The organism is Rickettsia aeschlimannii (genome assembly GCF_047973405.1).
Classification (GTDB): Bacteria; Pseudomonadota; Alphaproteobacteria; order Rickettsiales; family Rickettsiaceae; genus Rickettsia; species Rickettsia rickettsii.
This window is the reverse complement of the sequence record NZ_JBFQGO010000004.1, coordinates 89833-101143: the sequence shown is the minus strand read 5'-3', so window position 1 is coordinate 101143 and position 11311 is coordinate 89833. Positions and strand designations below refer to the sequence as shown.

Below are 11311 nucleotides of genomic sequence, written 5' to 3'. Positions count from 1 at the left end.
TTTTATTTTATTAAGTTATCTTCTACAAACTTCCAGTTAATCATATGCTTAATAAATATGTCAATATAATCAGGTCGTTTGTTACGATAATCAATATAATAAGCATGTTCCCATACATCACATGCAAGAAGCGGCTTCATACCGTTTGCTATAGGTGTACCGGCATTAGCGGTTTTTATAATTTGTAACCTATTATCGTGATATACAAGCCATGCCCAGCCGCTACCGAACTGCCCTACTGCCTCTTGCTTAAACTGTTTGCAAAACTCTTCAAAACTACCGAAATCTTTATTAATTTGTTCTAATATTTTACCGTTTGGCTTACCTCCGCCCTGCGGCTTTATTGAATGCCAAAAAAAGGTATGATTCCATATTTGGGCTGCGTTATTAAAAATAGCCGCATTTGAGTTTTGTGATGACCATTCGATTATTTCTTCCAAATCTTTTTTTTGTAATTCTTCTTTATCTTTGAGTAAATTGTTTAGATTTTGTACATAAGCATTATGATGCTTACCATGATGATAATCAAAAGTCTCGAGAGTAAAATGTGGTTTAAAACTTTCTTTCTCATAAGGCAAACCAGGTAAGATAAAAGGATATGAGGTTTGATTAGATTTGTTGCAATAGGTCATGTTATTTTCTCCTATGTTGGTTTTTATATATTTATAGCGAGAATCAATACGTCATTGCAAGGAAAAATTGAAAATTTTGACGAAGTAATCCCAGGAACCCTACTTTATGAGATTGCCACGTTCCTTGCAGTTGCTCGCAATGACGATTTAGTATCCACGCAGAAATGACATCAAAGTAACTTATGAAAATCGGAAGCTAAATAAAGCGATCCGGTTATTATAATATTTGCTTTATTATCGCCGTTTATCTTCTTTATATCACTAATCGCTTCTTCTAGTGAGTCGCTTTTGCTAAAATCAATACCACTCTTTCTGCCTTCCAAATTTATTGTTTCTGCACTATGGCTTAGCGGTTCGGATAAAACTTTAACGCCGTAACCTTTAATTGTTAAACCCTTAAAGTAAGAGCAAAATTCCTCGATATTCCTATTTTTAGTCATACCGAGTATTAAATATATCGATGATTTTAAATTATCACGCATCCAATTTGTTAAAACTTGAGCTCCGCTATTATTGTGAGCTGCGTCTATCCAAATTTGAACATTATCACCTATTAATTTAGAATATTTTTTTGGTTCTATTTTTTCGATTCTAGCAGGCCAAATAGTATTTTGTAATCCTTTAGCAATAACCTCATTATTAATATTAAATTGTTTGTTAATAAGGCTTATTAAGGCAATAACGCTTGCAGCATTTATTAATTGATGATCACCAAGTAGCGAAGGAGTCGGAAACTCATAGGTAAAATTTCGTGATAAATAAATAAATCCGTTGCCCGTCTTTTTAATACTGAAATCATATTCATAACAGAAACTCGGGACTTCTAACTCTTCAGCCTTTGCAAATAATGTTTCATAAACTTCCAAAGCTTGCATACTTATAACGCAAGGAACGCAAGGCTTCATAATACCAGCTTTCTCAACTGCTATTAGGGGTAATGTATTACCCAGCATATGCATATGATCATGTGAAATAGGTGTAATTAAAGTAATTAACGGTCGTTCTACTATATTTGTTGCGTCTAACCGACCGCCTAGTCCCGTCTCTAAAATTAATATATCGGCTTTTGTTTTCTCAAATGCTAGAAACGCTGCTGCCGTAGTACCTTCAAAGAAGCTAGGTTCAATATTAAATTTTTCGCTTGCTACCCTCACCTGCTCACAAACCTGCCATAATTCATTATCCGAGATTTTCTCACCTGCTACTACGATTCGTTCATTAAATTCTAATAAATGAGGAGATGTATAGCAATGTACCTTATAACCGGCAAGCGTAAAGATGCTTTTAAGCATAGCACTGCTTGAACCTTTACCGTTTGTACCTGCTATATGTATGACGGGAGGAAGCCTTAAATGAGAGTTACCTAAGGCTCTTAAAAGTCTTGCTATATTTTCAAGATCATATTTAATGTTATTTTTCCAGGTCGGCACCGGAAAATGCGGCATTAGCATTGTTATTGATTTTTTTCATGAATGATAAAGTTATACCATATTTATTGTTAACTTAAAGGTCGATGCCATTCCTGCAAAGGTGGTGTTTTTGCATGGCTCGAAAAACCTATTCGATGTTATTTCCGCTTACGCGGGAATAACATCGAAACTTTAGATCAACTGTTTTTAGGCAATACTGAAGTTCATCGAGTTTTTGGTTTTACTGCATTGGTAAGTCCAATTAATAATACTGATTTAATTATTCCCGGTATTATAAAAGGTAATACGCCGCCGTAAAATGCACCGCTTGCTCCTAAGAGTGTAGAGAGCCACATCCAGCCTAAACTCATAATAATTATATTACCGATCAAACATAAAGATATCTGATTTAACCATTTATTAGAAGTAAAAATTTTATCTTTTAAGCTAGCCATAACATATACGGCAATTACAAAACCTGCTAAATATCCTCCGGTAGGACCAAATAATATTCGTAAACCGCTTGAAAATTCTCCGAACACAGGGATTCCCATTGCTCCAAGAGTTATGAAAGATAATATTGTTAAAGGTGCGGTAGTCTTATTATATGTAAGTCCGATGAATATCACTGCAACGGTTTGCAATGAAATAAATATAGGCTTTATAGGTATTACTATTTGTGAACAAATAGTAAGTAATGCCACTCCTAAAACTATTTCTATTGCTTGCCTTGTGGTTAACGGTAGTGAGATTGAATTAAGTTGCATAAAATTACCGTATGATTTATTTTTAAGTAATTACACTAAATAGAATTATATAATGTCCTTGTCAAGAATATAAAAATGAAAATAAAAATTTATAATGATCTAGGAGTTTCAAAAGAAAGTATTAAGCATTGCGTGCATACCTTAAGACTTTATGCTCCAAAGTATAACGTAGATTATATTACTGCACAAGAAATTATAGACGAAAAGTGGATTCAAAACACCTTATTATTTATTTTACTCGGTGGAAGAGATTTATACTATGTACAAAAATTGCAAGGCAAAGGAAATGCTAATATAAAGAATTATATTAAAAACGGTGGTAATTTTCTTGGGATATGTGCAGGTAGTTACTACAGCGGTAACTATGTAGAATTCGCTAAAGGAACAAATATAGAGGTTATAAGTAAAAGAGAATTAAAGATTTTCAATGGAACGGTTAGAGGACCATTGCTTGCTCCTTATTATTACAATTCACATAAAGGAGCAAGAGCCGCTTATCTAAAAATAAATCCAACACTTAATTTAAATATTAAGGATTGTTATGCTTTTTATAATGGCGGTGGATATTTTATTGATGTAGAAAATACCAAAGATACTGAAATAATAGCAAGTTATGAGGATTCTCAGGCTGCAATAATAAAATGTGCTTACGGCGACGGGACAGCTATTTTAAGTGGAGTTCATCTTGAATATGAGCCTGCACTTATAAAAAATCAATCTCTTAATAATATTCGTAAAATACTAAAAGCTCATGATACGGAAAGAATCAAATTATTAAATTATATATTAGACTTCTTCGGAAACTCGCGTATAGAGAGGAATTTGTAGGAAACATGCAGTACAGCACCGCAGCGTACATAGAAGTACGTAAAGGATGCGAGCAGCGAATTGACACACAAATTACCTCTAGAAGTAGAGTTTCTGAAGAAGTCTATTCAAAAATCTAAATCTGTATAATAGTTTGGAGGGGTAAAGCCAGGGATTCTATCTTGTAGTAATAACCTAAAAGCCGGTCTTGATTTAATTAGTGAATACCAATGTTTGATAAGCGTCCATTTATCCCAATAAATCTCACCGAAATAATCGAGTACCGATAAGTGACAACTTGCGGCAATATCAGCAATAGTTAGTGAATCCGATACAAGATAACTTCTTTTTTCTAGTAAAGAAGTTATATATTCTAAGTGATAATTTAAATTATTTTTTGCAGCACGTAAAAACTCGGTTCGTGGGCTGCTCATTTTAGCAATTGATCTTATAACTTTTTCATCGATAATAATCTTAGTAACTTCACGATAAAATTTATCGTTAAACCAAAAGAATAATCGTCTAATTTCACAACAAATATCAATATCTTCATCTAAAAAATTAAAATTCGGATATTTGCTATTAAGATATTCAACAAAAGGATAAATACCTACCACAAATAAGCCGTATGATTCTGCTAAAATAGGTAAAGTTCCGGCGGGATTTATTTTTAAGAAATCTTTATTGAATTGCCAATAATCTTCTTTAGTCGTAGTAAACTCTATATCTAATTCTTTTAAGAAGACACGGGCTTGTCTTGAAAGAGGACAAATAGGATTATGATATAACTTTTTCATTAAATTGTGTTACAGTCCTAGTCATCCCGCGACTTGATCGCGGGAGCTTAGAAAACAGCTTAATCAAATATTAAATATTGATAGATCCTGCGATCAAGTCGCGGGATGACAATAAGGTCTATAAGCCGGATTCTGTATGAATATAAATTCATTGCAGTTATTTATCTAGGATAAACGTTACCGTTTACCTCAAGCGATCTACCCGCATTACAAGCCGGCTAGAGATAACCCGGGAACTTGATAAGTTCTGTAACGCCTATTTGATCTTGCTCTTGGTGGGGTTTACCATGCGTAATTTGTTACCAACTTACCGGTACGCTCTTACCGTACCTTTTCACCCTTACCAAAAATACTCGATCAACTTCAAAAATTGGCTGCGTCATTCCACAAGTACTACGGTACTCACGTACTCCGTTCCTCATCTTGTGAACTCCTAGCTCTTTTTGAAGTTGATCTTCGTATTCATACTTGGCGGTGTATTTTCTGTGGTACTGTCCCTAAAGTAATAATACTCTGCCGGAGGTTAACCGGCACCATACCTCTATAGAGTCCGGACTTTCCTCGTGATCTATAACTTTGCTATATCATCACGCAACTGCACGACCATTTAGAATTATGGTCAATTTTCTTAAATTAGTCAATAACATTTAGAATAAGTTCAATTAACTTATTAGGTTCTGTGAAGGTTTCTAATTGATTTGCTATTTTGAGATATTTTTTAGCGAAAATTAATAAGATTTTTTTGAAAATTTGACTTTTGTACACAGAATATAATTAAATTAATAAGTATAATAACAAATTTAAAATTTCAACTATTTTATTAAAGATATTCTTAATTTAACGTTGCTACTATTTTTTTCATACTGTATAAATATGTATTTAATGCTCCTAAACACATAAATTGTTAGCAAATTTTGATATATGATATGAAAAAATTAATTTATTATTTTGGCAGTAATGGTAGTGATGGAAACGCTAGCATGAAAAATATACTTGGTAACAAAGGTGCCGGTCTTGCCGAAATGTCCAACCTAAAACTACCTATTCCTGATGGTTTTACAATAACTACAGAGCTATGTAATTACTTTTATACCCACAATAATAACTTTCCTAAAAACTTTCAAAGCGACTTAAAAAAAGCTATCACCGAACTTGAAATAACTACCGGTAAAATTTTCGGCAGTACAAGCAATCCTTTGTTATTATCGGTGCGTTCGGGCTCTACGATTTCAATGCCTGGAATGATGGATACTATCCTTAATCTTGGAATGAATAACGAAGTGTGTAATGCTCTTGCGGATTCCTGCGGTGATAAACGATTTGCTCTTGATAGCTACAAAAGATTTTTAGAAATGTACGGTTCAACGGTATTATCTATACCTAGTGATCTATTTGAACAAATTTACGAAAAGCACAAGATGCAAGCCGATACTTATAAAGATAGCGATATTACCGTAGAATTATTAGAAAAAATTATTGATGATTTCAAACGGTTGCATATTAAGTATACTAAGCAACTAATTAATGATCCTTATGAACAGTTAGAATCGGCAATTAAAGCGGTGCTACATTCTTGGATGAGTAATAGAGCTGTTATATATAGAAAAATCAATAATATTTCGGAGGATTTCGGTACGGCTATTAATATTCAAGCAATGGTTTTCGGTAATTTAGGTAAAACTTCAGCTACAGGAGTTGCTTTTACTAGGTCACCTTCTACAGGAGAAAAAAAGCTCTTTGGAGAGTTTTTAATAAATGCCCAAGGTGAAGACATAGTATCGGGAACTAGAACACCTATGCCTATTATTGCAAATGATTCAAATTCTATGCAAGCAATGATGCCGGAAGTGTTTAAGGAGTTAGCACAAATTGCGCAAAAGCTTGAAGAACATTACTTAGATATGCAGGATATAGAATTCACTATAGAAAATAATAAGCTATATATTTTGCAAACACGTACTGCAAAAAGAACAGCCATCGCTGCTATTAATATTGCTGTACAAATGGTAGAAGAAAAGCTTATTTCTAAAGAACAAGCCTTAATGCGAATCGATCCGGAATCATTAAATCAATTATTACATACAAGAATTGATTATAGTAAGGGGCTTACTTCTATTGCTGAGGGGCTACCTGCTTCTCCTGGGGCTACAACAGGTATTGCAGTATTCTCACCTTATGATGCCGAAAAATTATCTCATCATCATAAAGTAATTTTAGTACGCCATGATACTAGTCCTGAGGATATTAACGGAATGCATGTTTCTTCAGGTATTTTAACTATTAGAGGGGGAATGACTTCACATGCCGCAGTTGTAGCAAGAGGTATGGGGAAGCCTTGTGTTTGCGGTACAAGTAATTTATCTATAGATGAGAAAAAGCAAATATTAACAGCAGGCGACATAGTTATTAAACAAGGTGATATTATAACGATTGACGGAGGTAGCGGTAAAATCTTCTTAGGTGAAATGCCGTTAATTCAACCTACTTTCAGTGAGGAATCAAAATTAATTTTAGATTGGGCAGACGAGATTAGTAGCTTAAAAGTTCGTGCAAATGCTGAAACAGTTAACGATGCTTTAGTATCTATAAAGTTTGGAGCTCAAGGTATAGGTTTGTGTCGTAGCGAACATATGTTTTTTGATAAAAATAAAATTCCTTTAGTAAGAGAAATGATTATTGCTCCTGATATAGAACGGAGAAAGCTTGCCGTGCAGAAATTATTACCTCTGCAAACTGAGGATTTTAAAGCTTTATTCAGAGTAATGAAAGATAAACCGGTAAATATTAGATTACTTGATCCGCCGTTACATGAGTTTTTACCTACCACCGAAGAAGATAAAAAGAATTTGGCCAATAGCTTAAATCTACCTTTATCCATGATTAATCAACGTCTTCATGCTATGCATGAAGTAAATCCTATGCTCGGTCACCGTGGATGTAGACTTGGTATATGTTCGCCGGAAATTTACCAAATGCAAATTGAAGCAATTTTTACAGCTATTTTTGAGCTACATAAAAAAGAACATATAGAATGTAACTTAGAATTAATGATTCCTTTAATTAGCAATGTAGGTGAAATAAAAAAGCTTAAAATGGATATTTATGCGGTAATAGAAGAATTAGAGCAACGTTATAGATATAAGTTTTCCTTTACGCTCGGTACTATGATAGAACTACCCAGGGCAGCACTCGGCAGTAAGAAAATAGCTAAGGAAGTTGACTATTTTAGTTTTGGTACTAATGATTTAACTCAGACTACATATGGAATTTCTAGAGATGATATTGCCTCTTTTCTTCCATCTTATTTAGAAGAAAAGATTTTTGAATCCGATCCATTTACTACTCTCGATGAAGAAGGAGTAGGAGAATTAATTGAAATTGCTATAAAACGCGGAAAAAGCAGTAATGCTAATTTGAAACTCGGAGCTTGCGGAGAACATGCAGGGAGCCCTGCCTCTATAGAATTTTTTCATAGAATGAATTTAAACTATGTTTCTTGTTCTCCATACCGTATCCCTATAGCAAGAATCGCCGCAGCACAAGCTAAAATTAAACACGGGTGATAAAGGCGTTGTTGTGAGCCGGTATTGATACCTATAGTACCGGACATTTTTCGTTCTATATTTCACCTGTGTCACCCCGTGGTTTGACCACGGGGTCCAAAAAACAATAAAAAATACTAATAATTTTAGTATTTATAAACTGGATCCCGTGATCAAGCCACGGGGTGACACAGGTGGGTTTTACCGGTCCATGCAATGACCAAAAAATTATTTACAAATTAATATGATCATAATACCGATATTAAGCATTTTTGGGTTTTCATCTTTTTTTGCCAAATATTTCAAAACAAAATTGACTTTCTCTATTTCCGTAACAATCAGCATATTAGTAACGATTTTATATTGTTTTGCTATGTTAAAGCTATTACAGGCTGCAACATATATATGTTATTTCATTGGTATATTTTTAGCTTTCATGTCATTCCTGCATTTCATAGGCATTGTTGTAGAGGGTGCCTCCGTTCCTGTCATCCGGCGACTTGATCGCCGGATCCAGTTAAAAATGTTTAGTATTTTTAAGTTATATTTTTGGATGCCGTGGTCAAGCCACGGTATGACACCGCACGCATTTCTTGATCTACGCAATAATACCTCCTTCATGTCATTTCTGTGGAAGCAGGAATCTAGAAAAAATATAATTGAAATCATTGTATTTACTTTATTGATTCTTTTGTTTTTTCTTTATACCAGAGATGCATCGCTGCATGCTTATGATGATTTCTCACATTGGGGAATATTTACTAAAGAATTGTTATATTTCGGTGTTTTTGAAAATCAGTCTTCGTTAACTTCCATTATTACTACTCATGCCCATTATCCAAGAGGAGCTGCCGTTTATCATTATTTTATGCTGCTACTTTCAGGTTATTCGGACGGTAACGTATTATTTGCTCATTTCTTATTACATTTAGCATTTCTAGCTTCTTTAGCCGCAAATAAGAAATTGTGGCAAACCGGAATGTTGTTTTCACTTTTACTTTGCGGTGTAGTATTATATACGACCGGAATTCGTTCAATATATAACGATAGTACTATTGGCTTAATGTTCGGAGCTATTTTTGCAATTTATATCCTTGCGGAAGACAGGAAAAAAGCATTATTGCTTATTTTACCTATTATGATATTACTTGCCTCTTTCCGAGAAATTGGAACATGGCTTGCTAGTTTTGCTTCGATAATTCTTATAGCTCATTATACAATTTTTTATAAAAAGCCTAAAAAATCAAGTGATTATATTACGTATCTGATTTTACTTACTTTACCTATTTTGTGTAATTTTATTTGGATGAGTTATTTTAAAAATACCCATGATTTTTTTGACAGATGCGAACATAGTTTTAGTAATTTAGTATATATTGCTGAAAATTTTAATGAACAGCATAGATCATTATTACTAAATTACGGTAAATTTCTCTTGTTATTCTTATTAAAAGAAGGAAGTTTAGTTGTATATACTATTTGTATAGCTGCATGGTACGGAATTTGTAAATATAAACCGGATTTGCTGAAAGAATATAAATTTTTCCTGATAAGTACGTTTGCGTGTTTTATAATTTTTGCTTTGTGGCGGTTATATTTATATTTCTTTAACTTTAGTTATGAAGAGGCAATTAGAGGAGCATCGTTACTTAGATATCTTGGATGTTATGTTATAGCTATCGGAATGATTGCAGCTTCATATGTTAAAAATAGTATTTTCTTACACAAGCAAAGTAATAAAGAGTTATTTATATTCCTTCTGCTTCTTGCTGTTTCTACGTTTTCCGTAGTAAAAAATATACTAAGAATCAAACACTTAAACTTAGAACAAAAGAATTTTATCCAGCAAACAACAGAAGTTAAAAAGCTATTAGAGCAAGGCAATAAAATTGAATTTAACTTTAGCGGTAAGAAAGATAATTTACAATGTTATATATTAAATTATAATCTAGCACCGTATTTAGGTAGGCAATCCTTACAAGAATGCATAAAAGCTCCTAAAGAAGCGATTATAGAAACAAAGGAAGAAGCGGTATACGCTCCTTTTAAATAGCGTTGAGGATTTGTTGCACAGCTCCTATGTCATTCCTGTGTGGCCTTGTTGTGTAGATATTACCGAATCATTGCGAGTAGTCGTAGTACTTGCATGGCAATCTCATAAAATAATAACAGACTTCTGAGATTGCTTCGTCAATTGCTATGCAATTTCCGTAGTTCAGACGGGAAAGCTGATTCACGCAACAACATCACGCGAGAATAACATAAAACCAATATAGATTTTAACAATTATGGATATAAAATATAATTTAGCTGCTGCTTACCGAATAATGGCGTATTTATCGCTGGATGATCATACTTATACGCATCTATCCGCAAGACCTAAAAATGCCGATTTTTACTATATTTATCCTTTTGGACTAAGATTTGAAGAAGTAACTACAGAGAATCTTTTAAAAGTTAGTTTAGACGGACAAATTTTAGAATGGGAAGAATATCAATATAATAAAACTGGTTACTGTATTCATGGTAGTATTTATAAAACACGCCCTGATATTTCTGCCATTTTTCATTATCATACTCCTGCAGTTATTGCCGTTTCTGCTTTAAAATGCGGGCTTTTAGCGATCAGTCAATGAGCATTACATTTTTACGACAGAATATCATATCATAATTATAATTCTCTAGTACTAGATACCGACAAACAGAATAGTAGACTTGTTACTGACCTTAAACAGAATTATGTGATGTTATTTCGTAATCACGGTGCTATTACCTGCGGCAAAACTATTCATGAAGCTATGTTTTATACTTACCATTTAGAACAAGCTTGTAAAGAGCTTATAATCCCTTCCGTAGAAATATGTAAGCAGACGGTAAAAGACTTATTATCGTTTGAAGAAGATTTAGGCAAACGTGACTGGGCAGCTTGGCTACGACTTGTGAAGATGTGATCACAATACTACGACCCCAGCAGCTTTACTTGCTTGTTTTAAGGATTTATCAAGTGTTGCTATTGGTAACCCACAGCGTAATGCTAGCTTTAAATAACTAGCATCATAAAGTGTTAATCCATATTGTACGGCTAAATCCATTGTCTCAAACCATATATGTTCCAGTGTTATTTGATCAATTTTGATGTAAAGATCCTTTAAAGTATAAATTGTTTGGTGACGTTGATTTGCAGTAAGACGTTTTACACGCTCTGCACATAATGATACATTTCCAATCTCAAGTTTCCAAATAGCAGGGACAATTACTCCTTCTGTTATGGTTTTATCTAGTATATCCAAGCTTGCTACTTCATCAGGCATAAGCCATGATAAAGCGATTGAAGAATCTAAAACGAAAGAGACCATT

At 33.6% G+C, this 11311-nt stretch carries 9 protein-coding genes, 1 other RNA gene and 2 pseudogenes; 5 read left to right on the top strand and 7 right to left on the bottom strand.

The window, feature by feature from the left end; genetic code table 11:
- Nucleotides 1-2 precede the first annotated feature (2 nt).
- From AB4K15_RS04035 to AB4K15_RS04025, 3 genes are all read right to left on the bottom strand, one after another.
- Nucleotides 3-632: a superoxide dismutase gene (locus AB4K15_RS04035; protein WP_032074244.1), complete on the bottom strand. Its 630-nt coding sequence runs from the start codon at nucleotides 630-632 to the stop codon at nucleotides 3-5.
- A gap of 170 nt (nucleotides 633-802) precedes the next feature.
- The gene (locus AB4K15_RS04030; protein WP_032074242.1) at nucleotides 803-2083 is read right to left on the bottom strand and encodes a bifunctional folylpolyglutamate synthase/dihydrofolate synthase; all 1281 of its coding nucleotides are present in this window, start codon (nucleotides 2081-2083) and stop codon (nucleotides 803-805) included.
- Between the two features lie 182 nt (nucleotides 2084-2265).
- The gene (locus tag AB4K15_RS04025; protein WP_032074241.1) at nucleotides 2266-2808 is read right to left on the bottom strand and encodes a biotin transporter BioY; all 543 of its coding nucleotides are present in this window, start codon (nucleotides 2806-2808) and stop codon (nucleotides 2266-2268) included.
- Nucleotides 2809-2883: 75 nt separating this feature from the next.
- Between AB4K15_RS04025 and AB4K15_RS04020 the strand changes: the two genes are divergently transcribed.
- Both AB4K15_RS04020 and AB4K15_RS04015 read left to right on the top strand, forming a co-directional pair.
- Nucleotides 2884-3636, top strand: coding sequence for a BPL-N domain-containing protein (locus AB4K15_RS04020; RefSeq protein WP_500224620.1), 753 nt, complete (start codon nucleotides 2884-2886; stop codon nucleotides 3634-3636).
- Nucleotides 3591-3756 (top strand): annotated as a pseudogene (locus AB4K15_RS04015) (palindromic element RPE1 domain-containing protein); the annotation flags it as partial. The gene AB4K15_RS04020 and the pseudogene AB4K15_RS04015, both read left to right, overlap by 46 nt.
- On the opposite strand, the gene AB4K15_RS04010 reads toward AB4K15_RS04015, so the two are convergent.
- The gene (locus AB4K15_RS04010; RefSeq protein WP_500224623.1) at nucleotides 3744-4412 is read right to left on the bottom strand and encodes a glutathione S-transferase family protein; all 669 of its coding nucleotides are present in this window, start codon (nucleotides 4410-4412) and stop codon (nucleotides 3744-3746) included. The pseudogene AB4K15_RS04015 and the gene AB4K15_RS04010 sit on opposite strands and share 13 nt — an antisense overlap.
- Before the next feature lie 105 nt (nucleotides 4413-4517).
- An RNA gene (rnpB, locus tag AB4K15_RS04005) (RNase P RNA component class A) lies at nucleotides 4518-5023 on the bottom strand.
- A gap of 315 nt (nucleotides 5024-5338) precedes the next feature.
- Here rnpB and ppdK point away from each other — a divergent pair.
- Nucleotides 5339-7975, top strand: coding sequence for a pyruvate, phosphate dikinase (ppdK, locus tag AB4K15_RS04000; protein WP_032074238.1), 2637 nt, complete (start codon nucleotides 5339-5341; stop codon nucleotides 7973-7975).
- 207 nt (nucleotides 7976-8182) lie between these two features.
- On the opposite strand, the gene AB4K15_RS03995 is transcribed toward ppdK, so the two are convergent.
- On the bottom strand, nucleotides 8183-8299 hold the full coding sequence (locus AB4K15_RS03995) for a pyruvate phosphate dikinase (protein WP_500224626.1): 117 nt from the start codon (nucleotides 8297-8299) through the stop codon (nucleotides 8183-8185).
- A gap of 28 nt (nucleotides 8300-8327) precedes the next feature.
- On the opposite strand from AB4K15_RS03995, the gene AB4K15_RS03990 reads away from it, so the two are divergent.
- On the top strand, nucleotides 8328-10007 hold the full coding sequence (locus tag AB4K15_RS03990; RefSeq protein ID WP_500225701.1) for a hypothetical protein: 1680 nt from the start codon (nucleotides 8328-8330) through the stop codon (nucleotides 10005-10007).
- A gap of 235 nt (nucleotides 10008-10242) precedes the next feature.
- Nucleotides 10243-10905: pseudogene (locus tag AB4K15_RS03985) on the top strand (class II aldolase/adducin family protein).
- On the opposite strand, the gene AB4K15_RS03980 reads toward AB4K15_RS03985, so the two are convergent.
- The gene (locus AB4K15_RS03980) at nucleotides 10906-11310 is read right to left on the bottom strand and encodes a type II toxin-antitoxin system VapC family toxin (RefSeq protein ID WP_032074236.1); all 405 of its coding nucleotides are present in this window, start codon (nucleotides 11308-11310) and stop codon (nucleotides 10906-10908) included. It lies immediately after the preceding pseudogene.
- Between the last annotated feature and the right edge of the window lies 1 nt (nucleotide 11311).

Bases quoted from the DNA above. Each gene is read 5' to 3' on its own strand.
- AB4K15_RS04020 (WP_500224620.1), top strand. From the start codon at position 2,884: ATGAAAATAAAAATTTATAATGATCTAGGAGTTTCAAAAGAAAGTATT.
- AB4K15_RS03980 (WP_032074236.1), bottom strand. From the start codon at position 11,310: ATGGTCTCTTTCGTTTTAGATTCTTCAATCGCTTTATCATGGCTTATG.
- AB4K15_RS03990 (WP_500225701.1), top strand. From the start codon at position 8,328: ATGTTAAAGCTATTACAGGCTGCAACATATATATGTTATTTCATTGGT.
- ppdK (WP_032074238.1), top strand. From the start codon at position 5,339: ATGAAAAAATTAATTTATTATTTTGGCAGTAATGGTAGTGATGGAAAC.
- AB4K15_RS03995 (WP_500224626.1), bottom strand. From the start codon at position 8,299: ATGCTGATTGTTACGGAAATAGAGAAAGTCAATTTTGTTTTGAAATAT.
- AB4K15_RS04010 (WP_500224623.1), bottom strand. From the start codon at position 4,412: ATGAAAAAGTTATATCATAATCCTATTTGTCCTCTTTCAAGACAAGCC.
- AB4K15_RS04030 (WP_032074242.1), bottom strand. From the start codon at position 2,083: ATGCTAATGCCGCATTTTCCGGTGCCGACCTGGAAAAATAACATTAAA.
- AB4K15_RS04035 (WP_032074244.1), bottom strand. From the start codon at position 632: ATGACCTATTGCAACAAATCTAATCAAACCTCATATCCTTTTATCTTA.
- AB4K15_RS04025 (WP_032074241.1), bottom strand. From the start codon at position 2,808: ATGCAACTTAATTCAATCTCACTACCGTTAACCACAAGGCAAGCAATA.